This is a genomic window from Streptomyces sp. NRRL B-3229, from assembly GCF_000719505.1.
Classification (GTDB): domain Bacteria; phylum Actinomycetota; class Actinomycetes; order Streptomycetales; family Streptomycetaceae; genus Streptomyces; species Streptomyces griseorubiginosus.
In genome coordinates this window covers 137,512-163,399 of sequence record NZ_JOGP01000018.1, presented here as the reverse complement: position 1 = coordinate 163,399, position 25,888 = coordinate 137,512, and the positions used below count along the sequence as shown (strand labels likewise).

General features: G+C 72.2%; 30 protein-coding genes and 1 pseudogene. 15 read left to right on the top strand and 16 right to left on the bottom strand.

The features are described 5' to 3' along the window. Positions 1 to 262: 262 nt before the first annotated feature. Together IF54_RS0126720 and IF54_RS0126715 are read left to right on the top strand one after the other, a co-directional pair. A complete protein-coding gene (locus IF54_RS0126720; protein WP_030323098.1) occupies positions 263 to 889 on the top strand; it encodes a LysE family transporter in 627 nt (208 codons plus the stop codon). Between the two features lie 103 nt (positions 890 to 992). Then, positions 993 to 1,442, top strand: a complete 450-nt coding sequence (locus IF54_RS0126715) for a nitroreductase family deazaflavin-dependent oxidoreductase (protein ID WP_030323096.1) — start codon at positions 993 to 995, stop codon at positions 1,440 to 1,442. Between the two features lie 101 nt (positions 1,443 to 1,543). Here the strand turns inward: IF54_RS0126715 and IF54_RS0126710 are convergent, their stop codons facing one another. Beyond that, positions 1,544 to 2,596, bottom strand: a complete 1,053-nt coding sequence (locus IF54_RS0126710; RefSeq protein WP_420790594.1) for a cation diffusion facilitator family transporter — start codon at positions 2,594 to 2,596, stop codon at positions 1,544 to 1,546. Between the two features lie 12 nt (positions 2,597 to 2,608). Here IF54_RS0126710 and IF54_RS39810 point away from each other — a divergent pair. Next, positions 2,609 to 3,628: pseudogene (locus tag IF54_RS39810) on the top strand (glutathione S-transferase family protein). Between the two features lie 39 nt (positions 3,629 to 3,667). Beyond that, positions 3,668 to 3,970, top strand: coding sequence for a DUF4235 domain-containing protein (locus IF54_RS0126700; RefSeq protein ID WP_020134811.1), 303 nt, complete (start codon positions 3,668 to 3,670; stop codon positions 3,968 to 3,970). 657 nt (positions 3,971 to 4,627) lie between these two features. Here the strand turns inward: IF54_RS0126700 and IF54_RS0126695 are convergent. From IF54_RS0126695 to IF54_RS0126685, 3 genes are all read right to left on the bottom strand, one after another. Further along, positions 4,628 to 5,020, bottom strand: coding sequence for a VOC family protein (locus tag IF54_RS0126695; RefSeq protein WP_030323090.1), 393 nt, complete (start codon positions 5,018 to 5,020; stop codon positions 4,628 to 4,630). A 76-nt stretch (positions 5,021 to 5,096) separates the two neighbouring features. Next, positions 5,097 to 5,564 carry a pyridoxamine 5'-phosphate oxidase family protein gene (locus IF54_RS0126690; RefSeq protein WP_030323087.1) on the bottom strand — a complete coding sequence of 156 codons (468 nt, stop codon included), beginning with the start codon at positions 5,562 to 5,564 and terminating at the stop codon, positions 5,097 to 5,099. Beyond that, positions 5,561 to 6,124, bottom strand: coding sequence for a GNAT family N-acetyltransferase (locus IF54_RS0126685; protein WP_051735558.1), 564 nt, complete (start codon positions 6,122 to 6,124; stop codon positions 5,561 to 5,563). Before IF54_RS0126685 ends, IF54_RS0126690 begins: the two co-directional genes overlap by 4 nt. A gap of 94 nt (positions 6,125 to 6,218) precedes the next feature. Here IF54_RS0126685 and IF54_RS0126680 point away from each other — a divergent pair, with 94 nt between their 5' ends. Next, positions 6,219 to 6,581, top strand: coding sequence for a DUF1304 domain-containing protein (locus IF54_RS0126680; RefSeq protein ID WP_030323082.1), 363 nt, complete (start codon positions 6,219 to 6,221; stop codon positions 6,579 to 6,581). Then, positions 6,578 to 7,141, top strand: a complete 564-nt coding sequence (locus IF54_RS0126675; RefSeq protein ID WP_030323080.1) for a TetR/AcrR family transcriptional regulator — start codon at positions 6,578 to 6,580, stop codon at positions 7,139 to 7,141. Before IF54_RS0126680 ends, IF54_RS0126675 begins: the two co-directional genes overlap by 4 nt. A 16-nt stretch (positions 7,142 to 7,157) precedes the next feature. Here IF54_RS0126675 and IF54_RS0126670 read toward each other — a convergent pair whose 3' ends face one another. Continuing rightward, a complete protein-coding gene (locus IF54_RS0126670; RefSeq protein WP_030323079.1) occupies positions 7,158 to 8,111 on the bottom strand; it encodes a GlxA family transcriptional regulator in 954 nt (317 codons plus the stop codon). 71 nt (positions 8,112 to 8,182) lie between these two features. On the opposite strand from IF54_RS0126670, the gene IF54_RS0126665 reads away from it, so the two are divergent. Beyond that, positions 8,183 to 9,133, top strand: a complete 951-nt coding sequence (locus tag IF54_RS0126665; RefSeq protein WP_030323076.1) for an NADP-dependent oxidoreductase — start codon at positions 8,183 to 8,185, stop codon at positions 9,131 to 9,133. 22 nt (positions 9,134 to 9,155) lie between these two features. Here the strand turns inward: IF54_RS0126665 and IF54_RS0126660 are convergent, their stop codons facing one another. Together IF54_RS0126660 and IF54_RS0126655 are read right to left on the bottom strand one after the other, a co-directional pair. Then, positions 9,156 to 10,262, bottom strand: coding sequence for an NAD(P)-dependent alcohol dehydrogenase (locus IF54_RS0126660; protein ID WP_030323075.1), 1,107 nt, complete (start codon positions 10,260 to 10,262; stop codon positions 9,156 to 9,158). Between the two features lie 22 nt (positions 10,263 to 10,284). Further along, positions 10,285 to 11,739: an aldehyde dehydrogenase family protein gene (locus IF54_RS0126655; RefSeq protein WP_030323074.1), complete on the bottom strand. Its 1,455-nt coding sequence runs from the start codon at positions 11,737 to 11,739 to the stop codon at positions 10,285 to 10,287. A gap of 103 nt (positions 11,740 to 11,842) precedes the next feature. On the opposite strand from IF54_RS0126655, the gene IF54_RS0126650 reads away from it, so the two are divergent. From IF54_RS0126650 to otr(A), 3 genes are all read left to right on the top strand, one after another. Beyond that, a complete protein-coding gene (locus IF54_RS0126650; protein ID WP_030323073.1) occupies positions 11,843 to 12,280 on the top strand; it encodes a MarR family winged helix-turn-helix transcriptional regulator in 438 nt (145 codons plus the stop codon). Between the two features lie 253 nt (positions 12,281 to 12,533). Further along, positions 12,534 to 12,914 carry an anti-sigma factor antagonist gene (locus tag IF54_RS0126645; protein WP_030323071.1) on the top strand — a complete coding sequence of 127 codons (381 nt, stop codon included), beginning with the start codon at positions 12,534 to 12,536 and terminating at the stop codon, positions 12,912 to 12,914. A gap of 190 nt (positions 12,915 to 13,104) precedes the next feature. Then, positions 13,105 to 14,946, top strand: coding sequence for a tetracycline resistance ribosomal protection protein Otr(A) (otr(A), locus tag IF54_RS0126640; protein ID WP_030323068.1), 1,842 nt, complete (start codon positions 13,105 to 13,107; stop codon positions 14,944 to 14,946). 6 nt (positions 14,947 to 14,952) lie between these two features. Here the strand turns inward: otr(A) and IF54_RS0126635 are convergent, their stop codons facing one another. Continuing rightward, positions 14,953 to 16,146, bottom strand: a complete 1,194-nt coding sequence (locus tag IF54_RS0126635; RefSeq protein ID WP_030323066.1) for a cytochrome P450 — start codon at positions 16,144 to 16,146, stop codon at positions 14,953 to 14,955. Positions 16,147 to 16,297: 151 nt separating this feature from the next. Between IF54_RS0126635 and IF54_RS0126630 the strand changes: the two genes are divergently transcribed. Further along, positions 16,298 to 16,960 (top strand): DUF4230 domain-containing protein, encoded by a 663-nt coding sequence (locus IF54_RS0126630; protein WP_030323065.1) that lies wholly within the window; start codon positions 16,298 to 16,300, stop codon positions 16,958 to 16,960. On the opposite strand, the gene IF54_RS0126625 is transcribed toward IF54_RS0126630, so the two are convergent. The 6 genes from IF54_RS0126625 to IF54_RS0126600 are packed head-to-tail and all read right to left on the bottom strand — an operon-like array spanning position 16,961 to position 20,695. Next, on the bottom strand, positions 16,961 to 18,727 hold the full coding sequence (locus tag IF54_RS0126625; RefSeq protein WP_030323064.1) for a complex I subunit 5 family protein: 1,767 nt from the start codon (positions 18,725 to 18,727) through the stop codon (positions 16,961 to 16,963). After that, a complete protein-coding gene (locus tag IF54_RS0126620) occupies positions 18,727 to 19,077 on the bottom strand; it encodes a sodium:proton antiporter (protein ID WP_030323063.1) in 351 nt (116 codons plus the stop codon). The genes IF54_RS0126625 and IF54_RS0126620 overlap by 1 nt, the downstream gene beginning before the upstream one ends. After that, a complete protein-coding gene (locus IF54_RS0126615) occupies positions 19,074 to 19,814 on the bottom strand; it encodes an MnhB domain-containing protein (RefSeq protein ID WP_030323061.1) in 741 nt (246 codons plus the stop codon). The genes IF54_RS0126620 and IF54_RS0126615 overlap by 4 nt, the downstream gene beginning before the upstream one ends. After that, positions 19,811 to 20,071 carry a Na(+)/H(+) antiporter subunit B gene (locus IF54_RS0126610; protein WP_030323059.1) on the bottom strand — a complete coding sequence of 87 codons (261 nt, stop codon included), beginning with the start codon at positions 20,069 to 20,071 and terminating at the stop codon, positions 19,811 to 19,813. Before IF54_RS0126610 ends, IF54_RS0126615 begins: the two co-directional genes overlap by 4 nt. Continuing rightward, a complete protein-coding gene (locus IF54_RS0126605; protein ID WP_030323057.1) occupies positions 20,064 to 20,516 on the bottom strand; it encodes a monovalent cation/H+ antiporter complex subunit F in 453 nt (150 codons plus the stop codon). The genes IF54_RS0126610 and IF54_RS0126605 overlap by 8 nt, the downstream gene beginning before the upstream one ends. After that, positions 20,513 to 20,695: a hypothetical protein gene (locus IF54_RS0126600; protein WP_030323055.1), complete on the bottom strand. Its 183-nt coding sequence runs from the start codon at positions 20,693 to 20,695 to the stop codon at positions 20,513 to 20,515. The genes IF54_RS0126605 and IF54_RS0126600 overlap by 4 nt, the downstream gene beginning before the upstream one ends. Positions 20,696 to 20,910: 215 nt before the next feature. Between IF54_RS0126600 and IF54_RS0126595 the strand changes: the two genes are divergently transcribed. Both IF54_RS0126595 and IF54_RS0126590 read left to right on the top strand, forming a co-directional pair. Then, positions 20,911 to 21,507, top strand: a complete 597-nt coding sequence (locus tag IF54_RS0126595; protein WP_030323050.1) for a VanZ family protein — start codon at positions 20,911 to 20,913, stop codon at positions 21,505 to 21,507. Between the two features lie 119 nt (positions 21,508 to 21,626). Continuing rightward, the gene (locus IF54_RS0126590) at positions 21,627 to 22,847 is read left to right on the top strand and encodes a glycoside hydrolase family 16 protein (protein WP_030323047.1); all 1,221 of its coding nucleotides are present in this window, start codon (positions 21,627 to 21,629) and stop codon (positions 22,845 to 22,847) included. A gap of 9 nt (positions 22,848 to 22,856) precedes the next feature. Here the strand turns inward: IF54_RS0126590 and IF54_RS0126585 are convergent, their stop codons facing one another. After that, positions 22,857 to 23,093, bottom strand: coding sequence for a hypothetical protein (locus IF54_RS0126585; protein WP_030323045.1), 237 nt, complete (start codon positions 23,091 to 23,093; stop codon positions 22,857 to 22,859). A gap of 100 nt (positions 23,094 to 23,193) precedes the next feature. After that, positions 23,194 to 24,003: an SDR family oxidoreductase gene (locus tag IF54_RS0126580; protein ID WP_051735546.1), complete on the bottom strand. Its 810-nt coding sequence runs from the start codon at positions 24,001 to 24,003 to the stop codon at positions 23,194 to 23,196. 141 nt (positions 24,004 to 24,144) lie between these two features. On the opposite strand from IF54_RS0126580, the gene IF54_RS0126575 reads away from it, so the two are divergent. Continuing rightward, on the top strand, positions 24,145 to 25,182 hold the full coding sequence (locus IF54_RS0126575) for a PHP domain-containing protein (protein WP_030323040.1): 1,038 nt from the start codon (positions 24,145 to 24,147) through the stop codon (positions 25,180 to 25,182). A gap of 39 nt (positions 25,183 to 25,221) precedes the next feature. After that, complete coding sequence (locus IF54_RS0126570) at positions 25,222 to 25,878, top strand: HAD family hydrolase (RefSeq protein ID WP_030323038.1); 657 nt, start codon at positions 25,222 to 25,224, stop codon at positions 25,876 to 25,878. The last annotated feature ends 10 nt before the right edge of the window (positions 25,879 to 25,888 follow it).

Genomic DNA, 25,888 nt, shown 5'->3' with positions numbered 1-25,888 from the left:
ATTGGAGCGACGGGAAGTTCGGCCAGATCGGTGACGGCGGCAATCTGGCCGGGGATCGCCGCCGTGGAGCGGGAAACGGACGGCGGCCCTCCCGGCGCACGGGGCCCACCTCGGAAATGCGCTTGCCGTGGCCGGTTCCGGGCCCGCATGATCTGGCCATGCTGACGACCGAAGCCTTCCTGCCGCCGACCGCCACCGCCGTCCTTCCGGTGCGCGTCCAGCAGCAGCCCGGCCGACCGTGGGGGCCCACGCTTCCGCGCTCGTGACCGCCGCGCTCGTCGCGGGGCTGCTCGCGGGGTACGGCATCGCCGTTCCCGTCGGCGCGGTCGCGACCTACCTCGTCTCCCTCACGGCCCGCACGTCCCTGCGCACCGGTGTCTGCGCCGCGCTCGGCGTGGCCACCGCCGACGGACTGTACGCCCTGGTGGCCACCGTCGGCGGATCCGCGGTCGCCGCGCTGCTGCGGCCGGTCCTCGACCCGCTGCGCTGGGTGGCGGCCCTGGTCCTGGTGGTACTGGCTGCGCGCGGCGCGGTGACGGCCGTACGCGAGTACCGGGCCCGCCACCTCGCCACCCGCACCACCCCGCCACCCCCGGGTCCGGGCCGGGCCTACCTGGGCCTGCTCGGCATCACCCTCCTCAACCCGACCACCGTGATCTACTTCGCGGCGCTGGTCCTCGGCACCCGCGCCGAGGAAGCCGTACGCCCCCTGGAACAGGGGGTGTTCGTGCTGGCGGCGTTCGTCGCCTCGGCGAGCTGGCAGCTGCTGCTGGCCGGTGGCGGCGCCCTGCTGGGCCGGACGCTGACGGGACACCGGGGACGTCTGGTGACGGCGCTGGTGTCGAGTGCCGTGATCACGGCACTGGCCGTGCGGATGGTCCTGCTGTGACAAGAGCCCGCCGCTGGGTATCCCGGTGGGGATGAATCCCGCACGCGGCGATGTTGATGTCCCGTGCGGGGTTCCGGTAGCGGACGACTAGGAGAGTGTGAACATGCCTCTTGACGGCAAGTACGAGCCCAGCCCGACCCAATGGGTGCGTGACCAGGTGGAGTTGTACGAGAGCTCCGGTGGTACCGAGGGGACCACGCTCCTGGACACCGGGCTGCCGGTCATCGTGCTGACGACGCGGGGCGCGAAGAGCGGCAGCATCCGCAAGACGCCGCTCATGCGTGTCGAGCACGACGGCCGGTACGCCGTGGTCGCCTCGCAGGGCGGGGCGCCCAAGCACCCGGTCTGGTACCACAACATCAAGGCCGAGCCGCTGGTCGAGCTCCAGGACGGGCCGGTGAAGCGGGACTTCGAGGCCCGTGAGATCACCGGCTCGGAGAGGGACGAGTGGTGGGACCGGGCCGTCGCCGCGTATCCGCCGTACGCCGAGTACCAGACGAAGACGGACCGGGTCATACCGGTCTTCGTTCTGGAGCCCGTCGACAAGGACTGACGCCTCCAGCCCCTCTCCGACTCGGATCTCGGAGACATCTCAGGCTCTGAGAAATTCTTCGCCGAGGACGCATGGTCCGGTCACGGCCGGGCACCTGAGCGTCAGGCCCCGCCGCGTTCCCCCGTCGCGGCGGGGCTTTCCCGTGCCTCCTCGGCCGGCCGGTCGGTGACGTCGAGGAAGATCTGGTCCGCCTCGGTGACGATCCGGGCGACCGACCGCTTGATCCGTACGGCGACCTCCTCGACCCGCTCGCTGTCCAGGCCCGGCACCAGGTCGACCCGGGCCGCGACCAGCACCGAGTCCAGCCCCATCTTCATGGTGAACAGCGCCTCCACGCTGTCGATCTCGGGCTGGGCGTCCAGCAGCTCCCGGATCCGGGCACTGGCCTCCGGGTCGGCGGCCTCGCCGATCAGCTGCCCCTTCGCCTCGCGTCCCAGCCGGTAGGCCACGTAGACCAGCAGCACACCGATGGCCAGGGACGCGGACGCCTCCCAGACGACCTGCCCGGTGACCATGTGCAGCGCCATGCCGATCATGGCCAGGGTCACGCCGAGCACCGCCGTGCCGTCCTCGGCGACGACCGTGCGCAGGGCCGGGTCCCGCATGCCCTGGGCGGCCCCGCCCTGCTTGTGCACCTGGTGCAGCGCCCGCAGCAGCGAGATGCCCTCGGCGAGGAAGGCCACGCCCAGCACGATCAGGCCCGCCACGTAGCCGCTGAACTTCTCCTCGGCCCCGTTGCGCAGCGCCTCGACGCCCTGGAAGACGGAGAAGCAGCCGCCCATGACGAAGATGCCGACGGCCGCGATCAGCGACCAGAAGAACCGCTCCTTGCCGTAGCCGAAGGGATGGCGCCGGTCGGCGGGGCGGCGGCTGCGGTGCAGCGCGGCCAGCAGGAAGACCTCGTTGAGGCTGTCGGCGACGGAGTGCGCCGCCTCCGACAGCAGCGCGGGCGAGCCCGCGAGGATGCCTCCCACGGCCTTGGCGACCGCGATCACCAGGTTCGCCGCCAGTGCCACCAGCACGGTGACGCGTGTTTTCCGGTCCGCGTTTTCTTTCGTCGATGTCCCGCTCACCCTCGCCGATTGCCCACCGCCCGGGCACTCACACCGTGCCGACTCCCGAAAACGGGGAACGCGTCCACCAGGACAGCTCACACGGGAGGAAGCATGGACACCGCCGGCGACGGCAACAGCGCGTACGGCCACAAGGCGTTCAAACGGTCCAAGAGCCATTTCGCGGACCGGGTCACCGCCGACGCCCGGGACGGCTGGCCGGTGGAGGCCGGGCGCTACCGTCTCGTCGTGAGCCGTGCGTGTCCCTGGGCGAGCCGGGCGGTGATCTAACGACGGCTCCTCGGTCTGGAGGACGCCCTGCCGATGGGGATCGCGGACCCCATCCAGGACGACCGAAGCTGGCGCTTCACCCTGGACCCGGACGGCCGTGACCCGGTGCTCGGCATCCGCTACCTCAGCGAGGCCTACGACAAGCGGGAGAGCGACTACCCGGGCGGCGTGAGCGTGCCGGCTCTGGTCGACATCCCCAGCGGAAAGCTCGTCACCAACGACTACCAGCAGCTCACCCTGGACCTGGCCACCGAGTGGACGGCCCTGCACCGCGAGGGCGCGCCGGACCTGTATCCGAGGGCGCTGCGGGACGAGATCGACACAGTGATGGCGGATGTCTACGAGGACGTCAACAACGGGGTGTACCGGGCCGGTTTCGCCGCCGGCCAGGAGGAGTACGAGGAGGCGTGCGCGGGCGTGTTCCGCCGGCTCGACCTGCTGACCCCGCGGCTGGCCCGGCAGCGGTACCTCGTCGGGGACACCATCACCGAGGCGGACATCCGGCTCTTCACCACACTGGTGCGTTTCGACGCCGTCTACCACGGTCACTTCAAGTGCAACCGCTGGAAGCTGACGGAGAACGAGGTGCTGTGGGCGTACGTCCGTGACCTGTACCAGACGCCGGGCTTCGGTGACACGGTCGACTTCGACCACATCAAGCGGCACTACTACCAGGTGCACAGCGGGATCAACCCGACCGGCGTCGTCCCGCTCGGACCCGATCTGCCGGGCTGGCTCACCCCGCACCACCGTGCGGAGCTGGGCGGCCGGCCGTTCGGCGACGGCACCCCGCCGGGGCCGCCTCCGGCCGCGGAGCAGGTGCCCGCTCGGGGACGTCCCTGACCGACGCGACTCTCGAACGACTCGAACGAGGAGATCCACATGGCCAAGAAGAAGAAGCTGAAGCTGCCCCTCGCCTACCAGCCGCTCGGGTTCGCGCTCGGCTGGTCGAGCGGCTGGCTGGCGGGCCTCGCCTTCCGCAAGACCTGGATGGCGATCCGGCACGAGGAGGACGCGCCGGACGCGCTGGACCGGGACCGCGGCTGGGGCGAGATCCTCCTCGCGGCCGCGATCCAGGGCGCCATCTTCGCCGCGGTACGCAGCGCGGTGGACCGCACCGGCGCGAAGGCCATCGAACGCTCCACGGGAGTCTGGCCGGCCTCGGAGAAGGGCGGCCGCGACTGACGCGGCGCCGGGCTCGAACGGTACGGGCCGGCGTGGGCGTGCGTGAGCGGGGCGGACCGTCGACCGCATTGACCGGACCGACCGGCGTGGCCGTGCGTGAGCGGGGCGGACCGGCCGTGCGTGAGCGGGGCGGACCGGCTCAGCCGTGACTGACCGGGCCCTGAGGCTGAACGGTACGGGTCGACCGGGCCAGCCCTCACAGCCGGGCCGGACCGGCTCAGGCTTGCGTCGGCGGGGCAGCCGCTCGGTGTTCCGGGGGCGGGGCAGATCGGCAGCCCTGTCCACGAGGAGCGGACCGATTCGGCGCTGCACCCGTGGATCGGCTACCGGGTCCGGCCCGCCTCGTGGCGGTGGGAGCGGCACAGCCTCGCCCTCACCGGGCGGGGCGGCGGCGCCCGATCCACCGACCGGGCCGCAGGCCCTGGGCCCAGGTCCGTGTATCCACACCGGCTGCTCACGGCCCCGCCGCCGCAGGCAAGCGCACTCGCCGCACACGGCCGCGGCCGCCGTAGACAAGCACACTCGCCGCACACGGCCCGGGCCGCCGCAGGCAGCCGTAGACAAGCGCACTCGCCGCACACGGCCCGGGCCGCCGCAGGCAAACGCAGCCGGGGCCCGCTCGGCCCCGTCCTCGCGGGCCCGGTGTCCTGGATCGGGTCAGCCCTGTTTCGGGGCCGTCGGGGTGACCAGGCGGAGGGTGAAGGAGTGGCCGGCGGGGTCGGCGTAGCCGCGTTCCTCGAAGGGGCCCGAGGCGTCCTTCGTGTCCAGGGGCCGGCCGCCCAACTCCACCACCTTGCGCTCGGCCTCGTCGAGGTCGTGCACCACGAAGTCGATGTGGGCCTGGAGGGAGTTCTCGGGGCGGGGCCAGCTTGGCGGTGTGGCGTTCACGTCGCGGCGGAAGGCCAGCCGGAAGCCGTCGGCCCCCCTGATCTCCACACGGTTGGCGGTGGCGTCCGTCTCCTCGGCCTCCAGCAGCTCCTTGTAGAACACGGCGAGTTTCTCGGGCTCGGCACAGTCGAGCACGACGAACCCCGCTTTCACCAGTGCCATGTCTCCTCCGAAAGGTCCGCCCCGAGGCGTCGCGCCCCGCGGCCCTGTTCCTTGCGGATATCCCGGCACGGCCGATTCAGTCGGCGACCAACCACCGGCCGTCCCTCATGAGTTCACGCCCCGTGAGCTCGTTGACCTCCCGCCAGGCCTGGACGCGCTGCGGTGTGACGCGGAAGTACAGGTAGGGCGTGGTCAGCCGGCGGGGCTCGAAGCCGGTGCCGGCCGCGAACCGGTCGCCCTCCTCCTCGCCCAACTCGGCCTGTGTCACGGTCTCGACGGTGCCCTCGATCAACACGACGTCCCGGGTGGGCCCGAGACCGAGCCGCACTCTCCCGGTCGCCTTCAGGTTCCTGCCGGTCGGGCTGGCGGCGGGGGTCGCCAGGAGCAGGGTGGAGCCGTCCCAGAGGAACGAGAGCGGAACGAGATACGGCACCCCCGAGCCGTCGTCCGGCGCGGTGGCGACCCAGACGTCGTCGTCGTGCTCCAGTCGGTGCAGGGTGTCCTTCTTGCGCTGCTCGGCGGAGCGGGCGGGCTGCGGAGTCATCGGCATCGGTCGGTCCTTCTGCTCGAGCGTCGACGGGTCTGCTCAGTCTCGTCGTTCGCCTCTTCTCCCGCCTCCTCCTTTCGACCTAGGACGGATCGCAGTGTCACCGCGTGCGCCCCGAATCCCTGGCGCTCGTAGAAGCGGATCGCGTCCGGGTTGGCCGCGTAGGCGGCGACCTCCGCCTGGGTGGCGCCCCGCGCCTCGGCCCAGGACAGGAACTCCGCCACCAGCCGGCCGCCGACCCGCCCGCGCCGATGGGCCGGCCGGACGTACAGGGCGTTCAGCGTGGCCGACTTCACGGGTCGTACGGCCGAGGGTTCGGTGAGGGTGCCCGTCAGGTGGCCGACCACCTCACCGCCGTGATCCACCGCCAGCACGAGCCGCGCCGGGTCTGCGAGGGCCGCCGCGAACGACTCCGCCCCGTGCCGGCGCGGCCAGTCCACGTCGACGCTCGGATCCCTGGTGCCTGCGTCCTCGGCGAACAGGCCCGCGCTGGAGGCGACCAGTCCCGGGATGTCCTCGGGGCGGGCCGGGCGGACGGTCGGCTCGTGATCAGTCATGGTCCGCACGGTAGTGGCCGGCACTGACAGGGGACTTCCTGGACGGATGTCCAGCTATAGTGGACACACGTCCAAGAAGTGAGGGAAGAAGCTGATGGAGATCCTGGCGAACGTGCTGGTCGGCCTGGTGGCGGCGCTGCACGTGTACATCCTGGTGATGGAGATGTTCCTGTGGCAGAAGAAGCCGGGGATGTCCTTCCACGGCTTCGACCCGGAGATGGCCCGCGCCACCGCCGCCATGGCCGCCAACCAGGGCCTCTACAACGGCTTCCTCGCGGCGGGCCTGGTCTGGGGACTGGTCGCCGGTGATCCGACCGGGTTCCGGGCGCAGGTGTTCTTCCTGCTGTGCGTGATCGTCGCCGGTGTGTACGGTGCCGCCACCGCCAACGTCCGCATCCTCTTCGCGCAGGCGTTGCCCGGCGCCGTCGCCCTGGCCGCCGTCCTCGTCGCGCAGTGACCCGCGCCGCCCCGGAGGACCCGCGAGCGGCGCGCACCCGGGCACGGCTGCGGGAAGCGCTGCTCGCGGAGTGTGCCGAGCGCCCGCTGGAGGAGGTCGGCGTGGCCGCCCTGGTGCGGCGCGCCGGGGTCGGCCGGGCCACCTTCTACGTCCACTACGACGGCCTGGAGGCGCTAGCGGTCGACGCCTGCGCGGACGTCGTACGGGAGGCCGTGGAGGCGCTGCACGCCTGGCGCGGGCGCCCCGACCCGGTGCACGCGCCACCCGCGCTCGGGGAGTTCTTCACCTCGCTCACCCCGCACTCCGCGCTGTACCGGGCCCTGCTCACCCCGGGCGGCGGCGGTCCGCTGGGCAGGGTGCTGCACCGGGACCTCAGGGCCTACAGCCTGCGGGAGCGGGAGCTGGCGGGCGCGGCCGACGCCCCGCTGGTCGCCTCCGCCGTAGCGGCGACGTTCGCGGGCGTCCTGGCCGACTGGCTGCACGGCCTGCTCGACGCGTCCGCCACCGAGATCGCCGACCAGGTCTGGCAGTTGCTGGTCGCCCTGCACGCCAGCCGGTGAGGCGGGGCCGACCCGTTCAGCGTGCCGCCGAGGTCTGGAACGTGCGCCGGTACACCTGCGGGGACACGCCGATCGCCGCGTGCAGGTGCTGGCGCAGGGAGGCGCCCGTGGCGAAGCCGACGCGGCCGGCGATCTGGTCGACCGAGAGGTCGCTGGACTCCAGGAGGTGCCGGGCACGGGCCACGCGCTGCTGGATCAGCCAGCGGCCGGGGCTGAGGCCGACCTCGTCGTGGAAGCGGCGGGCGAAGGTGCGCAGGCTCATCCGGGCGTGGGCGGCCAGCTCGGCCAGGGCGAGGGGCTCGTCGAGCCGCTCCAGGGCCCAGACGCGGGTCGCGGCCGTACTGGCGGCGCCCTGCTCCGGTACCGGCTGAGCGATGTACTGGGCCTGGCCGCCGTCACGGAAGGGCGGGACGACACAGCAGCGGGCCACCCAGTTGGCGAGTTCCCCGCCGTGGTCCGTGCGGACGATGTGCAGGCACACGTCGACCCCGGAGGCCGCCCCGGCCGAGGTGAGGATGCGGCCGTCCTCGACGAAGAGGACGTCCGGGTCGAGGTCCACACGCGGGAACAGCCGCCGGAACCGATCGGCGAGCGACCAGTGGGTGGTCGCCCGGCGGCCGTCGAGCATCCCGGCGGCGGCGAGCACGAAGGCACCGGTGCAGATGGAGACGATGCGCGCGTCGGGGCGGACGAACTCCAGGGACGCGCGGACGGCGTCCGGCAGTTCGCCGCTCACCCGGCCGGAGTCGACGGGGGTGATCACCACGGTGTCCGCCGTGCCGAGGATCTCTGGGCCGTGCTCGACCCCGATGGTGAAGTCCGCGTTAGTGCGGACCGGGCGGCCGTCGACGGAGCAGGTGAGCACCTCGTACCTGCCGTCGGCGGCGTTGAAGATCCTGGACGGGATACCCAGCTCGAACGGGTAGACGCCGTCGAGCGCCAGGACCACGACTCGTTCCACATGCACCATGGCACGATTCTATCGGATGTTGGCAATCATGCCATTTTCCTGGCGGGCGGCTCCCGGCAGGCTGGTCGACCATGAGCACTGTGAACACCATGCGAGCCATCAGCCAGGACACCCTCGGCGGTACCGAGGTCCTCAAGGAGATCGAGGTCGAACGCCCCGCACCGGGGCCCAACCAGGTGCTGGTCCGGGTGCGGGCGGCCGGCCTGAACCCGACCGACTGGAAGCACCGCGCCACCGGCGGCTTCCTCGGCGAACCGCCGTTCGTCCTCGGCTGGGACGTCTCCGGCGAGGTCGAGGCGGTCGGCATCGGAGTGGCGACCTTCAAGCCGGGTGACGAGGTCTTCGGCATGCTGCCGTACCCCTACGGCCACGGCTCGCACGCCGAGTACGTCATCGCGCCGGTGCGGGCACTCACCCACAAGCCGGCGTCGATCGACCACACGCAGGCCGGCGCGCTGCCGCTGGTGTCCCTGACCGCCTGGCAGGCCCTGGTGGAGAACGCGGACCTGCGTCCGGGTCAGCGGGTGCTGATCCACGCGGCGGCCGGCGGGGTGGGCCATGTGGCCGTGCAGATCGCCAAGGCCCGGGGCGCGTACGTGATCGGCACGGCGAGCGCGGGCAAGCACGACTTCCTGCGCGAGCTGGGCGTGGACGAGGCGATCGACTACCGGGAGACGGACTTCGCCGAGGTCGTCAAGGACGTCGACGTGGTGCTGGACACGCTCGGCGGGGAGACGTCCGTGCGGTCGCTGAAGGTGCTGCGGCCGGGCGGGATCGTGGTGTCGATCCTGCCGGTCGGCTCGGACGAGTTCGGCAAGGAGGCCGAGCGGCTGGGCGTCAGGGCCCTGCGGATGCTCGTGGACTCCGACCGCGCCGGGATGAACGCGATCGTGGACCTGGTGGAGAAGGGCGAACTGCGCGCCACGATCGAGAAGACCTTCCCGTTGGCCGATGCCGCCGAGGCGCATGCGCTGGGCGACACCGGCCGTACGACGGGGAAGCTGGTCCTGGTGGTCGACTGACCGCTGGTGTCCGGTCGGCCGCTCAGAACGTCAGCACGGGCTTGATCGCCTTGCCCGCGCCCATGTCCCGTACCGCCTGGTCGATGTCCGCGAACGGATAGGTGCTGATCAGGCGGTGCAGGGGCAGCCGTCCCTCCTTGACCAGGCGGACCAGGGCGGGGATGAAGCTCTGGGTCTCGGCGTCGCCGAGGGTGAGGCCGACGACCTGCTTGCCGCCCAGCAGTCCGTTGACGTCGAGGGAGACCTCGCTGCCGAACGGCGGGGCGCCGACCACGACCACGGTGCCGCGGGCGGCGAGCGCGTCGACGCCCTGGCGCAGCACGGTGACGTTGCCCGTGGTCTCCACGACGCCGTCCGCGCCCCGGCCGCCGGTGATCCGGGCGAGCGCCGCACCGAGGTCCTCCGCGGCCGCGTCGACGGTGCGGGTGGCGCCCAACTCCTCGGCCAGCGCGAGGCGTTCGCCGACCCGGTCGACGGCGACGATCGTCGTGGCGGGGGTGAGGGCGGCGGCCATCACCGCGGACAGGCCCACGGCTCCGGCGCCGAGGACGACGACCGTGGAGCCGGTGACGGGCTTCAGTACGTTCCACACGGCGCCGACGCCGGTCTGCACCCCGCAGCCGAGCGGGGCGATGGACTCCAGCGGCACGTCGGGGTCGACCTTCACGAGGCTGCGCTCGTCGACCAGGGCGCGCTCGGCGAAGGAGGACTGGCCGAAGAAGTGGCCGCCGAGCGGTTCGCCGTCCCGGCTGAGGGTGCTGGAGCCGTCTGCCCGGCGGCCGCCGAGGAGGTTCAGCGGCAGCCAGGTCGCGCAGTAGGCGGGGTGCCCGCCGGCGCAGTTGCGGCAGTCGCCGCAGGAGGTGAAGGACAGCACGACGTGGTCGCCGGGGGCCACTCCGGTGACGGCGGAGCCGACGGCCTCGACGACCCCGGCACCCTCGTGTCCGAGGACCCCGGGCAGCGGGAAGGGCAGTCCGCCGCTCGCGACGCCCAGGTCGGTGTGGCACAGACCGGTGGCGACCAGGCGGACCACGGCCTCGTGCGGTCCGGGGTCGTCGAGGGTGACGTCGGAGAGGGTGAAGGGCGCGCCGCCGGACTCGACCACGGCGGCACGGGTGGTGATGGGCATCGCAGAAACTCCTCGGGGAGGCTCAGTCGAGCGAGACGACGACGGACTTGACCTTGGTGTAGGCGTCGAGCGCCTCGGGGCCGTACTCACGCCCGTAGCCGGAGTCCTTGACCCCGCCGAAGGGCACCGCGGGGTCGAGCATCGCCCAGTCGTTGACCCAGACGATGCCCGCCTGGAGCCGGTCGGCGACCCGGTGGGCGCGGGCCAGGTTGGTGGTCTGCACGCCCGAAGCCAGGCCGTACGGGGTCGAGTTGGCGAGCTCGACCGCCTCGTCCTCGGTGTCGAAGGGCTGCACGGTCAGGACCGGTCCGAAGATCTCCTCCTGGACCACGCGGGAGTCGTTGGACAGATCGGCGATCACCGTGGGCTTGTAGTAGAACCCGCCGTCGAGGTCGAGGCGTTCACCGCCGCAGACGATCCTGCCTCCCTCCTTGCGGGCCAGCTCGACGTACTCCTCGACCTTCTTCAGGTGCTTCTCCCCCGCCATCGGGCCGACGACGGTCCCGGGGTCGCGCGGGTCGCCGACCGGGACGCCGGGCACGGCGTCGGCGAGGATGCCGAGCAGGGTGGCGTAAACCGGCCGGGCCACGAGGAGGCGCGGGCCGCCCATGCAGAACTGGCCGGTGTTGAAGACGAACGCCTTGATGATCGCGCCGACCGCCTTCTCGAGATCGGCGTCCTCGAAGACGAGGTTGGCGGCGTTGCCCCCGAGCTCCATGGTGACCGGCTTGAGGGCCTCGCCGGCGGTGGCCGCGACATGGCGGCCGATCGCGGTGGAGCCGGTGAAGGCGACCTTGTCGACACCGCGGTGGCGCAGCAGGGCGTCACCGGCGACCGGGCCCGTTCCGGTGACGACGTTGACGACTCCGTCCGGGACCCCGGCCTTCTGGAGCAGTCCGGCCATGTAGAGGGCGCTGAGCGGGGTCTCGTCGGCGGGCTTGTGCACGACCGTGTTGCCGGCGGCGAGCGCGGGTCCGATCTTCGAACCGGCCAGGATCAGCGGGAAGTTGAAGGGTGTGATGGCGGCGACCACACCGAGCGGCTCGCGCTTGGTGTAGGCGAGGGCGTTCATGGGGGTGTCGCGGACGGCGCCGTCCAGGGAGTGCGCGAGGGCGGCGAAGTGCTCGTAGTCGTTGGCCGCGTTGGTGATGTCGACGGCGTGGCACAGCGAGATCGGCTTGCCGACGTCGAGGCTCTCCAGCTGGGCGAGTTCGTCGGCGTTCTCGCGGATCAGCTCGGCGACGCGGTACAGGATGCGGCCCCGCTCACGGCCGCTGAGGCCGGACCAGGTCCCGGCGTCGAAGGCCTCCCGGGCGGCGCGCACGGCCGCGTCCACGTCGGCGGCGCCGGCCTCCGCGACGGTGGTGACCACCGTGCCCCGGGACGGGTCGATCACCTCGGTGCGGGCGCCGTCGGCGGCTTCGCGCCACTGGCCGCCCACGAAGAGCCGTCCGGGTTCGATCTCGATGGGGGACATCACCGCTCCTCAGCATCGTCGCCAAGATTTCAACAAACAGGATTCCTGTTGGTTCGCAGTCTCTTCACAGACAGGTTTCCTGTCAATGCTCTAGCCTGAACCCATGCCCGAGACACAGGTGACCAAGGCGCCCCCGTCACTCCTCTACATGGTGAAACAGGTGGAGCTGGTCGTCCGTTCCCACCTGGACGACCTGGTCAGGCCCTCCGGGATCACCGCGCTCCAGTACACGGCGCTCACCGTGCTCCAGCGGCACGACGGACTGTCGGCGGCCCAGCTGGCCCGGGACTCGTTCGTCACCGCCCAGTCCATGGCCGATCTGGTGCGCTCCCTGGAGACGCGTGGGCTGGTGCGGCGCGAGCGCAATCCGAACAACCGCCGGGAACTGCTGATCCTGCTGACCGAGGAGGGCCGCGCGCTGCTCACCCAGCACGAGGCGCCGGTGCGGGAGCTGGAGGAGCGCATGGTGCGGGACCTCACCGCCCACCAGACCGAGCAGTTCCGCCAGGCCCTCACGACAGCCTGGCACGCCCTCTCCTGAGCCGGCACGAGGCCTGTCCCGAGCCGGGCGCGAGACCCCTCCCGAGCTCTGGGCGAGCCCTGCGCGAGCCCCTTCCCGAGCCCGGCGCGAGCCCCTGACAGAGCCCGGCGCGAGCCCCGCGTGAACCGGTGGCGAACCGGCGGTCGCAATTCGAAGACATATGTCAATCGAACATGCTCAAATTCATTCCATCGGGGGTAACTTGCAGGGCGGGGAACCCATTTGCGCGGAGTCGGTGGGAGGCGATGTCGTCGTGCAGCAGGAACCCGCGCCACCGTCCCGGCATCTGCGGGTCCACAAGGAACGCGGTCACACCGTGCTGGAGTTCCGCGGGGAGATCGACATCGCCGCGGCCACCGAGATCCTGCCGCACCTGGACCGGGCCACGGCCCACCCCGACGCCCGCGTGGTCATCGACCTGACCCTCGTCGAGTTCCTCGACTGCTCGGGGCTGCGGCTGCTGTACCGCGCGAGGTCCCGCGTCCTCGACCGGGACGGCCGGCTGCTCCTGGTCTGCACGCACCCGCTCACGCTGAGGATCATGCGGGTGACCGGACTGACCCGGCTGCTGCCCCCGCAGCCGTCGCTGGACGCGGCCCTGGAACAGCCCGAGGCCACGTCCGGCTCGTTATGACGGCGGGTCACCTCACGATCCCGGCGACCTGACCCGCGCCCCACACCGAAAACCGGTTGCGGCGGCCCGGTGGGCGGGAGCCATCATGGCGACGCCCGGTTCCCCTCACGTCAGGACACCCGCATGCGCCGTCTCCTCGTCACGACCCAGCGCCCCCTTCGGCCCACGGTTCTCGAGGACTCGACCCCGCATGCACACCCTGAACATCGGCATTCTGGCCCACGTCGACGCCGGTAAGACCAGCCTCACCGAGCGACTGCTGTTCGACCACGGCGCGATCGACCGGCTCGGCAGCGTAGACACCGGCGACACCCGCACGGACGACGGCGCCATCGAACGGCAGCGCGGCATCACCATCCGCTCCGCGGTCGCCTCCTTCACGGCCCACGGCACCCGGATCAACCTCATCGACACCCCCGGGCACTCCGACTTCGTCGCCGAGGTCGAGCGCGCCCTGGAGGTCCTCGACGGCGCGGTCCTGCTGCTGTCCGCAGTGGAGGGCGTCCAGGCGCAGACCCGCGTCCTGATGCGGACCCTGCGCCGGCTGCGACTGCCGACGCTGATCTTCGTCAACAAGATCGACCGGCCCGGCGCCCGCGAGGAGGACCTGCTCACGGACATCCGCCGCCGGCTGACGCCGTACGTCGCCCCGCTGACGCGGGTGACGGGCCTCGGCTCGTCCGACGCGCGGGTGCGGCCGCTGGGCATCGGCTCCGCGGCCGAAGCACTCGCCGAGGTCGACCCGGACATCCTCGCGGCACTCGTGGACGGCCCCGAGCCGACCCCGGACGGCCTGCGCGGGGCCCTGGCCGCCCGCACCGCTGACGGCTCCTTCCACCCGGTGCACTTCGGCTCGGCCCTCGGCGGCCAGGGCGTGCCCGAACTGGTCGAGGCCGTGACCCGGCTGATCCCGCCCGCACCCGCGCAACGGGACGGCGAGCCCCGCGGCACGGTGTTCGCCGTACGCACGGCCCCCGGCGGTGAGCGCATCGCCTACCTGCGACTGTACGGCGGCGAGGTGACGGAGCGTCAGCGGCTGACATTCCTGAGGCGCGGGGCCGACGGTGTGCCGAGCCGGATCCACGGTCGGGCGACCCGGCTGAGCGGGCCCCTCGCCGCCGGTGACATCGCGGCGCTGACGTTCTCCCCCGGTCTCCGCGTGGGCGACCGGCTCGGTGAACTCACGGACCGTGCACCGCAGTTCGCACCTCCCACGCTGGAGACCCTGGTCACGGCCCGCCACCCGGCCCAGGCGGCCCGGCTGCGCTCCGCCCTGCTCGCGCTCGCCGACCAGGACCCGCTGATCCACGCCCGCCCCACCGCCGAAGGCGCCACCGCTCTGCTGCTGTACGGCGAGGTCCAGATGGAGGTGCTCGCGGCGACCCTCGCCCAGGACTTCGGCGTGGAGGCGGACTTCACGCCGGGCCGCATCCGGTACCTGGAGCGGCCGCATGGCACGGGCGAGGCCAGTGCGCAGACCCCTTGGCATGAGGGGACCCGGTACTGGGCGACGGTCGGGCTGCGGGTCGAGCCCGGCGACCGCGGCTCCGGGGGCGTCTTCGGGTACGAGACCGAACTCGGGGCGCTCCCGAGGGCGTTCCACCAGGCCATCGAGGAATCGGTGCACGCGGGCATGGCGACCGGGCTGACCGGGGCGGCCGTGACGGACTACCGGGTCACCCTGATCCGGTCCGGATTCGTGGGGCCGCTCAGCACCGCGGCCGACTTCCGCGGGCTCACGCCGATCGTGCTGCGGGAGGCGCTGAAGCGGGCCGGGACGCGGGTGTTCGAGCCGTGTCACGCGTTCGAGGTGGAGGTGCCGTCGGCCGCGCTGGCGCCGGTGGCCGCGCAACTCGCCTCGCTCGGGGCGGAGTTCACGGGGACCACGGGCGGGGATCCGGCATGGGTGATCACCGGCGAGCTTCCGGCGCGGCGGGTGCGGGAGATGGAGCTGCGGCTGCCGGGGCTCACCCGGGGTGAGGGAGTGTGGTGGTCGCGTGTGTCGGGTGACCGCGAGCTCATGACCCGCTGACGGATCTCACCACGACACCGGTAGCCTTCGCGGCCCCCGGGTCAGCTGACCCTCCCGCCATTCGATCGTCTCCGCGGTGAACTCGGGCCGCAGTCCCGGAAACCGGACCGCCAGCCGGTGCAGGGCCAGACCCAGTTCCAGGCGGGCCAGCCATGCGCCAAGGCAGTGGTGGGGGCCCGCGCCGAACACCACGCTCGGTGTGGTGAGCGGGGCGAACAGGTCGGTCTCGTGGGGCTGGGGGAAGATCTCGGGGTCGCGGTTGGCCGCGTTGGTCTGCACGGCGACCACCGCACCCGCCGGAATCGTCACGCCGCCGACCTCGGCCTCGGCCACGGCGCGGCGGATCAGGCCGGGCAGCACCCTGCCCTCGCTGAGCGGAATCGTCCGCAGCAGTTGTTCGACGGCGGTCTCGGCCGCCTCCTGGCTCTCGGCGAGGCCCGGCCAGGCCTGTGGTGCGTCGGTGAGGAGGTGGACCACGATGTTGCCGAGGGCGGTCATCGTCGTCTCGTGTCCGGCGACGACCAGGCCCAGGACCAGGACGACCAGCCGCGGCTCCTCGATCCCGAGGCCGTCGCCCGCCACGACCAACGCGCTCACCAGGTCGTCGCCCGGCTCCTTGCGCCGCTCGGCGACCAGTCCCGCGCAGAACATGCCGAACTCCCGCATCGCCGCGCCCACTTCCTCGGCCGTGTGCGCCCCGCCGGACAGGGCGTGGTCGGCCCAGCCGCGGATGCGCTCCCAGTCGGCGTCCTCCAGGCCCATCAGCCGGGAGATCACCGAGACCGGCAGCCGTCGGGTGAACGCCTCGACGATGTCGGCCGGTTGCGGCTGCCTGGCCAGGTCGTCGAGAAGGGTCTCCACCACGGACGCGGTCCAGGGCCGCCAGCGGGCGATGGCACGCGGGGTGAAGGCCCGCTGGACAGTGCTCCGGAGCAGTTGGTGGGGCGGTCCGTCCTGGTTGAGGAGGCCGTCCGGGGAGTCCAGCAGGTTCGGTACGAGGAGCAGCGGCGGGGCGTCCTCGTCCCGGAGCGACTTCCGGTCGAAGCGGGGGTCCATGAGCACCTGGCGGACGTCGGCCCAGCGGGTCACGAGCCACACCGGGGTGCCGGTGGCCAGGGTGGTGAGCCGGGGCGGGCCGGACGCGGGCAAGGGGATGCGGTGCATGGGACGCAGGGTCCGGGACGTACTGTCCGTGCTCATCCGGGTCTCCAGACACGCCGTACGCGGAGTTCCTCACGTTAGTGCGCCCCCGAGTGTCCCGGCAGTGTTCCAATCAGCCAACAAGACGGTGCCGCCGTGCTTTTGAAGGTCGTGGCCGGGCATCCGTGCAGTCAGGAAGGAGGGCCGTCGCATGACGACTCCCATAAGGCGCGTGTCCAGGCGCATGCCCGGCTGGGCGAAGGTACTCACCGCTGTCGTGGTGGTGCTCGTGGTGTTCTTCGCCGGCATCAGGCTCAGTGTGATTCCGGGCCTCAAGGACCTGTTCGGCACCGAGACCCATGACCGGTCGGGTCCCGCACTCCTGGAGTCCATCCAGGACATCAGCCGTTACGACGCAGCCTCCGGCAACTTCCAGGTCGTGGTCGACCTGGAGAAGGACACCAAGTTCCTGCCCGACGCGATCCGCGGCTCCCGCACCCTCTACGTCGGGGCGGGCGCCGTGGACGCCTATGTCGACCTCGGAAAGGTCGCGAAGAACGACGTGACGGTCAACGAGGACCGCACGGCGGCAACGCTTCATCTGCCGCACGCCCAGCTCGGCAAGGCCACGCTGGACGCGGACCGCTCCTACGCGGTCTCCAAGCAGCGCGGGCTGCTCGACCGGCTCGGTGACTTCTTCTCCGACAACCCCAACAGCGAGCAGGCGGTGCAGAAGCTCGCGGTCAAGCACATCACGGAGGCGGCGCAGGAGAGCGAGCTGACCAAGCGGGCCGAGATCAACACGACCACCATGCTCAAGGGGCTGCTGGGCTCCCTCGGCTTCAAGAAGGTCGAGGTCGTCTACGGCAGCTGATCAGCTCCCGAGCAGGCCCGGCAGGGTGAGGGCGCCGAGCACGGTGGCGCCGACGAGCACCCAGGCCACGTAGTCGCCGATGTGCCCGGACTGGAGTCGCCTTAGCCACAGCGCCCGGTCCGGTGCGGCGAACGTCTTCGGACGGGTGACCGCGAGGTGGGCGAGGACCCCGGCCAGCAGGGTCGAGAGCAGACCCAGCAGGACGCCGGCCGGGGTCCAGTGCGCGGAGGCGGCGACGCCCGCGGAGCCGGTCTCGTTGACCGAGCGCGCGACCGCCCCCGCGAAACCCGGGACCACGCCGACGGCGAGGGACCCGGCGAGCAGCACCGCGGGCACCGCCGTCATGGTGTCCGGGATCCGGCTCAGCCGGTGCCGGGTCTCGGGCCGCTCACCGGACCCGGACGTCTCGTATCCGGAACCGGTGCCGTCGGCGGGCCTGGGTCCGAGGCCCAGGAACACCCGTCCGGCGACCCGCAGGACCGCTGCCGCGGTCACCGCGCTCGCCGCCACGTACAGGACGGTGAGCGGGCCTCCGACGGCCTCCTCGGTGATGGACTTGCCGAGCGCCGTGCCGAAGGGCGGCAGCCCGGCGAGTCCGAGGGCGCCCAGGGTGAACAGCACGGCCACGCCCTTCAGTTCCCGTGCCCTGCCGTACAGGGCGGGCTCGTCGACGCTGCCGTAGCGGTCCAGGAGGATGCCGGCGCAGGCGAACAGGGCGGCCTTCACCCCGGCGTGGCCCAGGAGGTACAGGGCGATCCCGTCGTCGGCCTCGGGCTTCAGCACGCCGACGCCGATGAGGAAGAGCCCGGTGTGGGCGACCGTCGAGTAGGCCAGCAGTCGTTTGATGTGCCGCTGGTACCAGCACATCACCGCGCCGATCACGGCCGTCAGTGCGCCCAGCGTCACCAGGGTCCGCCCGAACTCCGGGGCCGGGACCCCGCCGGGCCCGGCGAAGACGGTGCCGTAGATCCGCCAGACGCCGAAGGTGCCGAGTTCGACCATGACGCCCGACAGCAGCATGCACACCGGGGTCGGGGCGACGGCGTGTGCGTCGGGCAGCCAGAAGTGGAAGGGGACGGCGGCCGCCTTGACCAGCAGCCCGGTCATCACCAGCACGAACGCGGCCAGGACCAGGGCGTCCGGCCGCCCGTGCGCGTCGAGGCCCCGGCCGAGCGCGTGCATCCCCAGCTCGCCGGTGCGGGCGTACAGCAGGCCGATGCCCATGAGCAGGGCGTACGCGCCGAGCGAGGTGACGACGGCGAAGGTCAGCGCCCCCTGCACGGCCCTGGCCTCCTCGACCCGGTGGCCGGTGAGGGCGTACGCGGCGACGCCCATCAGCTCGAACCACACGAACGCGTTGAAGAGGTCGCCGGCGATCGCGAAGCCGCACATGCCGCCCTGGAAGAGCAGCAGGAGCGCGGGGAAGGACCCGGCGTGGCCGCTGGGGGGTTCGTCGAAGTAGTGCCAGGAGTACGCCAGCGCCGCCAGGGTGAGCAGGGAGGCGAGGGCGGCCATGCCGAGGCCGGGGCCGTCACCGATCAGGACGATGCCGACGCTCTGTCCGTTCACGGGCGTCCAGCCGCCGGCCCATTCCAGGAACGGCGGCGAGGAGTTCAGCAGCAGCACGAGGGCGAGGGCGGCGGTGCCCGCCGCGACCGCGCAGCCCACTGTCTCGGCGACGGGCCGGGGCACCAGGCGGCCGCCTGCGACGAGCAGGGCGGCGCCGAGCAGGGGTGCGGCCACCAGCAGGGGCAGCAGGTCGTCCATCAGCCGCGCAGCTCGGAGAGTTCGTCGGGGTCGACGGTGCCGTGACGTTTGGAGATCTGGACGACGAGGGCGAGCAGCAGGGCGGTGACGGTGGCGCCGACCACGACGTCGGTCAGGGTCAGTGCCTGCACGAGCGGGTCGACGACCGGACGGGAGCCTGGTTTCAGGTCGGAGAAGACGGGTGCGGTGGCGTCGTCGCGGTAGCCGACGGCCAGCAGCAGAACGTAGGTGCCGGCCTGGCACACCGACAGACAGCCCACGGCGTGGATCAGGTTGCGGCTGGTGGCGAGGCCGTAGCAGCCGGTCAGGAAGACCCAGCCGGCCACCAGGTACGGAAGGACGTCCCTCATGTCCCGTTCCCCTCCTCGATCTCGACGGCCTGGTCCAGGAAACGGGCGAGCAGCACGACGACCGCGCAGGCGACCTCCATGCCGACGGCCGCGTTCAGCAGGGGGACGGTGCCGCCGGAGGACAGCGTGTTGAAGGTGCCGTACGGCAGCAGGGTGTTGGCGAGGAAGGCCGAGCCGCCGATCAGGGCCGCGAGGCCGGTGACGACGTAGGCGGAGGTGGCGACGGCGTCGCCGGTCTCGTACAGGGCGACCGGCCGGACCCGTTCCAGTGCTCGGTAGTCGGCGCCCAGGTAGAGCAGGTGCAGGGAGGTCGCGGCGACCACTCCGCCCTGGAAGCCGCCGCCGGGGCTGAGCTGGCCGTGGGCGATCACGTACAGGCCGGTCAGCAGGGCGACGGGGAGGACGAGGAGGGCGTAGCGGCGGACGGGGCGGGCCACCTCGCTGGGTTCGGGGGCGGCGCGGTGCTCGTCGCGGGTCTGGCGCAGCAGGACCCCGCAGCCGATGACCGCAGCGAAGAGGATGGTCATCTCGCCGAGGGTGTCGAAGGCGCGCTGGTCGAAGTTGATCGAGGCGATGACGTTGGCGGTGTGCCGGGCCAGGGAGGCGTGGACGGCCCGGTCGCCGTAGGGGTGGTGGTCGCCGCCGAAGGCGGGCAGGTCGAGGGCGGCGGCCGTGAAGAGGGCGGCCAGGCCCGTGCCTCCCACCGCCACGAGCCACAGCCTGAAGCGCCGGCTCACCTGCGGGGTCCTTCCTTGCGGCCGCGCCGCCGCACATTGTGGACCGCGAGCAGCAGCAGCAGCGGCGTGAGCGCGGAGCCCACGGCGAGCTGCGACAGGGCCACGTCGGGCGCCTGGAGCACGGTGAACAGGATCGCGAGGACCACACCGAGCACGGACAGGACCAGGGCCTGGCGGACCGGGTCGCGGGCGGCCACCGCCGCCGTCGCGGAGGCGGCGACCAGGAGCAGTGCGATGACGATCACCGCGTCAGCCATGGCGGGCCGCCGGGAAGCCGCCGGACAGGGCGCGCGAGGCCACGAGGTTCCCGCCGATCAGCAGGACGCCCACGAACAGCAGCTTGGCCGTCGCGCGGCTTGGTCCGGCGGCCACGCACACGGCCGGTACGACCAACGCGCCGACGGCGGCGGCAGCGTAGGTCAGCCTCCAGGCGCTCGGCGGGTCGCCGGCCAGTTCGTCGGCGAGCAGCCGGGCGAACACGAGGGTGCCGACCGGGCCCAGGAGGGCGAGGACCAGGGCGAGATCGACGTAGGAGGGGCGGTCGTAGCCCTGGGAGAGGAGCAGCAGGGCGGGGCAGGCGAAGGCGGTGCACAGGTTCTGTGCCACGACCCGGCGTCTGAGCGGACCGGTGGCGACGCCCCACACGGTGGCGCCCACTCCCCCGGCCAGGACGACGGCCGCCGTGAGGATCCAGCCGTTCACCACGCGCTCACCGCCCGGCGGGCGGCGCGGGCGGCCAGGGCGCCGAGGGCGGCGACGGCCGCGCCGACGGCGAGTTCCAGGGTGTCCACGGTGCTGATGAGCACGAGCCAGAGCGCGGCGAGCGCGGCCCACCAGATGAGGAGTTCGGCCGCGGCGAGCAGCGTGGTCCGCCCGGTCATGCGCCACCTCCTCGGAGCACGGCCGTGGGACACGGCCGTCGCGCGCCATCCAAACACCGCGCCGGGGGCGGAAGGGGGCGACGCGCGCGGTACTGAGGCCCCAGTGCCCCGACCGTACGAAGGGAAACCGAGGGTGGCCGGGACCGTACGGCATCTCCGGGACCTTCGGGGGTAATAGGGCTCCCACATAGGGAAGTTGGACAGTGGAGGAAGCAATGGCCTGGGTGCTCTCACGTTCGCGAACGGCGTCGGACGCCGGCACCGCCAAGAAGGAGCCCGAGGCGAAACGCGCCAAGAAGGAGCCCGAGGCGAAGCCCGCCCGCCCCCGGCGCAGTCCGCTCTCTCTCGTCGTCCGGTTCGTGGCGATGGTGTTCGCCTTCGCCTTCATGGTGGCGTTCGCCGTCGTGCTGGCCCGGCTCACCCTGGAGCCCTCGCCGGCGTCGGTGGACCTGACCCACACCAACCTGCATCCCGGGGCTTCCCTCAAGCTCTATCTGGACCAGCCCGAGATGCGGGACGCGATCAAGCAGATCGGCGGGAACATCCTGCTGGGCGTGCCGTTCGGGATCCTGGTGCCGATCATCGCTCCCAAGACCCGCGGCCTGCTGCGGATCGCGCTGCTGACGGCCGTGGTGATGCTGTTGGTCGAGTTCGCGCAGGGTGCCCTGGTGGAGGGGCGGGCCTTCGACATCGACGACGTCATCCTGAACACGGCCGGTGCCCTGATCGGCTATCTGCTGCTGGGACGGCGGCTGAGCCGTGCGGTGCACAAGAAGCCCGCGGCCAGGAAGCCGGTGGCGGACAAGGCGTAGGGGTCGCCCGGGTCTCGCCGGTTGCTCGACTTCTGGTCCGTACCAAGGGGTTGACGCCCCCTTAGCTCACTCCTTAAATCAAGAGGCGACACCTTCACCCCCACCTCGAAGGATGTGCCGTGGCCTCCTCACGCCTGCTGCGCAGATGTCTCCTCGCCGCCCTGTCCGCCGTTCTGCTCGCCTCAGGCACCGCGGCGGCCGACGCACCCGCTGCGTCGGCCGCCGCGGTGACGTTCTCCGACACCTTCGACGGACCCGCCGGAGCCGCGGTCGACTCCTCGAAGTGGCAGATCGAGACCGGCGACAACGTCAACAACCACGAGCGGCAGTACTACACGGCGGGGAACCGGAACGCCGCACTGGACGGCCAGGGCCATCTGGTGATCACGGCCCGGCGCGAGAACCCGGCCGGCTACCAGTGCTGGTACGGCAGCTGCCAGTACACCTCGGCCCGGCTGAACACCTCGGGGAAGTTCACCGCGCAGTACGGGCACGTCGAGGCGCGCATGAAGATCCCGCGCGGACAGGGCATGTGGCCGGCGTTCTGGATGCTCGGCACTCCGGTCAACTGGCCGGACTCGGGCGAGATCGACGTCATGGAGAACGTCGGCTTCGAACCCTCGACCGTGCACGGCACCATCCACGGCCCCGGCTACTCCGGCTCGGGCGGCATCGGCGCCGGCTACTCCCTGCCGAACGGCCAGGCCTTCGCGGACGCCTTCCACACCTTCGCCGTCGACTGGGCACCCGACTCGATCACCTGGTCCGTGGACGGGACCGTCTACCAGCAGCGCACCCCCGCCGACCTGGGCGGCCGCACCTGGGTGTTCAACAAGCCGTTCTTCCTGATCCTGAACCTCGCGGTGGGCGGCTACTGGCCCGGCGACCCGGACGGTTCGACGTCCTTCCCGCAGCAACTCGTGGTCGACCACGTCTCGGTGACCACCGGCGACTCCGCGCCGGGCGCGCCGATCCGGGGCCTCGCGGGCAAGTGCGTGGACGTCGCCGGGGCGAACCCCGCCAACGGCACGGCCGTCCAGCTCTACGACTGCAACGGCACCGCGGCCCAGCAGTGGACCGTGGGCGCCGACGGCACGGTCCGGGCGCTCGGCAAGTGCCTGGACGTCACGGGCGGCGGCACCGCGGACGGCACGGCGGTCCAGCTCTACGACTGCAACGGCTCCGGGGCCCAGCGGTGGACCGTCACGGGCGCGCACGACATCGTCAACCCGCAGGCGAACAAGTGCCTGGACGTGACGGGCAACAACTCGGCCAACGGCACCCGGCTCCAGCTGTGGACCTGCACGGGCGGCGCCAACCAGAAGTGGACGGTCGGCTGAGCCGGTGGGTCAGTGCCGGGTCCAGGTGAACTTGTCGCCGCCGACCCAGCGGACCACGTCAGGATCGTCCAGGTCGTGGACCGTGATGCCGAAGGCGGCGGCCGCCTCCAGTACGTCGGTGACGGTCCGCGCCTCGCCGACCACCTCCCCGTCGATCTCCACGATCCGGAAGGGCGGTGTGGTCGGCTGGACCCCGAGCACGATGATCCGCGGGTTGGCGATGTGCGGGCTCGCGATTTCGGTCATGGAACGAGCGTAGAACGCATCCCCCGGGAGGGAGAGTCGTACCTCACCCGCCCGGCAGTCCCTGACGCGGGGGCGGGGTTCGCAGGAGCCGGTGCGAGGCTCAGGGGCGCCGCCACGCGTCGTCGCCGAGATGCGAGCCCGCCTGCGGGCCCATGCGGAGCATTCCGCCGTCCACGCTCCAGGAGGCCCCGGTGACGTAGCCGGCCTCGGGACCGGCGAGGAAGGCGATCACGGCGGCCACCTCGCGGGCGTCACCCGGGCGGCCCAGCGGGATGCCGGGCCGGTCCTCGGTGCGCACGTCCTCGTCCCCCTGGCCGGTCATCGGGGTGGCGATCTCGCCGGGCGCGACCGCGTTGACGGTGATGCCGTGCTCGGCCAGCTCAAGGGCCATGACCTGGGTGAGCAGCCCGAGGCCGCCCTTGGCCGCGCAGTACGGGGCGGCGCCGACCCGGGGCTGGTGCTCGTGGACGGAGGTCACGTTGACGATCCGGCCGCCGGAGCCCTGGCGGATCATGTGCCGGGCGGCCCGCTGCCCGCACAGGAACGGGCCGACCAGGTCGACGTCGAGGACCTCGCGGACGGTGTCCAGCTCCAGGTCGAGGAAGGGTGTCATGGTGCCGGTGCCCGCGTTGTTGACCAGGACGTCGAGGCGGCCGAGCCGGTCGCACAGCTCGTCGACGGTGTCGGCGGCAACAGGCAGCCGGGTCAGGTCCATCCGCGCCACCTCGGCCCGCCGCCCTTGCGCACGGACCTCCTCGGCGGTCTCCTCGGCGCCCTCGAGATCGCTGTGCCAGGTGATGCCGACGTCCATCCCCGCCCGGGCCAGCCGGACGGCGGTGGCCCTGCCGATGCCGGAGTCGGCTCCGGTGATCACGGCCACCTTGCTGTGGGGTGCTGTGGGGGCGGACATGTCGGCCTCCTCGGGACGGGAGCGTAGGCAAGGTCGGGGTCTCGGACGACGCATCGCAGTACCCGAGGTCGTACCGGACAAACCGCTCGCCCGTCGTGCGGCCCCCGTGTCCCTGGGGAACGCTGGGTGCAGGAGGTGGCCATGGATCCCGTCGAGGCGCTGGAGCGGATCGCCTTCCTGCTGGAGCGCTCCCTGGCACCGACGTACCGCGTCCGTGCCTTCCGTACGGCGGCCCGGGTGCTGACGGGGCTGTCCGCGGACGAGGTGCGTGAGCGGGCGCAGTCCGGATCGCTGGAGTCGCTCAAGGGCATCGGCCCGAAGACGGCCCAGGTGGTGCGGGAGGCGCTGGCCGGAGGTGTGCCGGGCTACCTGGAGAAGCTGGAGGGCGAGGCCGACGCGCCGCAAACCGGCGGCGGCGCGGGACTGCGGGCGCTGCTGCGCGGCGACTGCCATCTGCACTCCGACTGGTCCGACGGCGGCAGCCCGATCGAGGAGATGGGCCGGACCGCGGCGCAGCTCGGCCACGAGTGGGCCGTGCTCACCGACCACTCCCCCCGGCTCACCGTGGCCAGGGGGCTGTCCCCGGAGCGGCTGCGGGAACAGCTGGACGTGGTGGCGGCACTGAACGAGACCTGGGCCCCCTTCCGGCTGCTCACCGGCATCGAGTGCGACATCCTCGACGACGGCTCGCTGGACCAGGAACCCGAACTCCTGGACCGCCTGGACGTGGTGGTGGTGTCCGTGCACTCCAAGCTGCGCATGGACGCCCGCGCGATGACCCGGCGCATGGTGGCCGCCGTACGCAATCCGCACGCGGACGTCCTCGGGCACTGCACGGGACGGCTGGTGACCGGGCGGGGGCGGCCGGAGTCGGAGTTCGACGCCGACGAGGTGTTCGCCGCATGCGCCGAGTCGGGCACGGCCGTGGAGATCAACAGCCGCCCCGAGCGCCTCGACCCGCCCCGCCGGCTGCTGCGCAGGGCCGTCGAGGCGGGCGTGCTGTTCTCCGTCGACACGGACGCCCACGCCCCCGGACAGCTCGACTGGCAGATCCTCGGCTGCGCCAGGGCCGAGGAGTGCGGGGTGCCGGCCGAGCGGATCGTGACCACCTGGGGCATGGACGAGCTGCTGGCCTGGTCCCGGGAGGGCCGGGTGCCGTCCCGAGTGGCGACCGCCTGACGTGGTACCCGGAACGGTACGACAGGAAAGGGGCAGTACATGGAACGGGCGGCAGTGTTCGACGTCGACGGGACCCTGGTGGACACCAACCACCTGCATGTGACGACCTGGTGGGAGGCGCTGCGGCAGGCGGGCCACCAGGTGCCCATGCACGCGGTCCACCGGGCCATCGGGCTCGGCTCCGAGGACCTCGTCGCCCATCTGCTCGGTGACGACCGCGACAAGGACCAGGACGCCGAGCTGAGCGCCGCTCACAAAGCCCTCTACGGGCAGTACTTCGACCGGCTGCCGGCCCTCCGGGACGCGGGGCGGCTGCTGCGGCGGCTCGATCACGAGGGCTGGCGGGTGGTGCTGGCGACCTCGGCGGGCGGCGCAGAGCTGTCGGCGCTGCGCCGGGCGATCGACGCGGACGACGCGATCATGGCGACGGCGAGCGCGGACGACGTCGAGGAAGGCAAGCCGGCTCCCGAACCCGTCGAGCACGCCCTGGAGCTGGCCGGGGTACCGGCCGAGAACGCGGTCTTCGTCGGGGACACCGTCTGGGACATGCAGGCCGGCTCCCGGGCCGGGGTGCGCTGCGTCGGCGTCCTGTGCGGCGGCATCCCCCGCGCCGACCTGGAAGAGGCGGGTGCGCAGGCGATCTACGACGACCCGGCACACCTCCTGGCGGACCTGGCGGACAGTTTCCTGGCATGACCTGCGGGTT

Excerpts from the sequence above, each read along its gene's own strand:
- IF54_RS0126715 (WP_030323096.1), top strand. The coding sequence starts at position 993 with ATGCCTCTTGACGGCAAGTACGAGCCCAGCCCGACCCAATGGGTGCGT.
- IF54_RS0126700 (WP_020134811.1), top strand. The coding sequence starts at position 3,668 with ATGGCCAAGAAGAAGAAGCTGAAGCTGCCCCTCGCCTACCAGCCGCTC.
- IF54_RS0126695 (WP_030323090.1), bottom strand. The coding sequence starts at position 5,020 with ATGGCACTGGTGAAAGCGGGGTTCGTCGTGCTCGACTGTGCCGAGCCC.
- IF54_RS0126690 (WP_030323087.1), bottom strand. The coding sequence starts at position 5,564 with ATGACTCCGCAGCCCGCCCGCTCCGCCGAGCAGCGCAAGAAGGACACC.
- IF54_RS0126685 (WP_051735558.1), bottom strand. The coding sequence starts at position 6,124 with ATGACTGATCACGAGCCGACCGTCCGCCCGGCCCGCCCCGAGGACATC.
- IF54_RS0126680 (WP_030323082.1), top strand. The coding sequence starts at position 6,219 with ATGGAGATCCTGGCGAACGTGCTGGTCGGCCTGGTGGCGGCGCTGCAC.
- IF54_RS0126670 (WP_030323079.1), bottom strand. The coding sequence starts at position 8,111 with ATGGTGCATGTGGAACGAGTCGTGGTCCTGGCGCTCGACGGCGTCTAC.
- IF54_RS0126665 (WP_030323076.1), top strand. The coding sequence starts at position 8,183 with ATGAGCACTGTGAACACCATGCGAGCCATCAGCCAGGACACCCTCGGC.
- IF54_RS0126660 (WP_030323075.1), bottom strand. The coding sequence starts at position 10,262 with ATGCCCATCACCACCCGTGCCGCCGTGGTCGAGTCCGGCGGCGCGCCC.
- IF54_RS0126655 (WP_030323074.1), bottom strand. The coding sequence starts at position 11,739 with ATGTCCCCCATCGAGATCGAACCCGGACGGCTCTTCGTGGGCGGCCAG.
- IF54_RS0126650 (WP_030323073.1), top strand. The coding sequence starts at position 11,843 with ATGCCCGAGACACAGGTGACCAAGGCGCCCCCGTCACTCCTCTACATG.
- IF54_RS0126635 (WP_030323066.1), bottom strand. The coding sequence starts at position 16,146 with ATGAGCACGGACAGTACGTCCCGGACCCTGCGTCCCATGCACCGCATC.
- IF54_RS0126630 (WP_030323065.1), top strand. The coding sequence starts at position 16,298 with ATGACGACTCCCATAAGGCGCGTGTCCAGGCGCATGCCCGGCTGGGCG.
- IF54_RS0126625 (WP_030323064.1), bottom strand. The coding sequence starts at position 18,727 with ATGGACGACCTGCTGCCCCTGCTGGTGGCCGCACCCCTGCTCGGCGCC.
- IF54_RS0126620 (WP_030323063.1), bottom strand. The coding sequence starts at position 19,077 with ATGAGGGACGTCCTTCCGTACCTGGTGGCCGGCTGGGTCTTCCTGACC.
- IF54_RS0126610 (WP_030323059.1), bottom strand. The coding sequence starts at position 20,071 with ATGGCTGACGCGGTGATCGTCATCGCACTGCTCCTGGTCGCCGCCTCC.
- IF54_RS0126600 (WP_030323055.1), bottom strand. The coding sequence starts at position 20,695 with ATGACCGGGCGGACCACGCTGCTCGCCGCGGCCGAACTCCTCATCTGG.
- IF54_RS0126595 (WP_030323050.1), top strand. The coding sequence starts at position 20,911 with ATGGCCTGGGTGCTCTCACGTTCGCGAACGGCGTCGGACGCCGGCACC.
- IF54_RS0126585 (WP_030323045.1), bottom strand. The coding sequence starts at position 23,093 with ATGACCGAAATCGCGAGCCCGCACATCGCCAACCCGCGGATCATCGTG.
- IF54_RS0126580 (WP_051735546.1), bottom strand. The coding sequence starts at position 24,003 with ATGTCCGCCCCCACAGCACCCCACAGCAAGGTGGCCGTGATCACCGGA.
- IF54_RS0126575 (WP_030323040.1), top strand. The coding sequence starts at position 24,145 with ATGGATCCCGTCGAGGCGCTGGAGCGGATCGCCTTCCTGCTGGAGCGC.
- IF54_RS0126570 (WP_030323038.1), top strand. The coding sequence starts at position 25,222 with ATGGAACGGGCGGCAGTGTTCGACGTCGACGGGACCCTGGTGGACACC.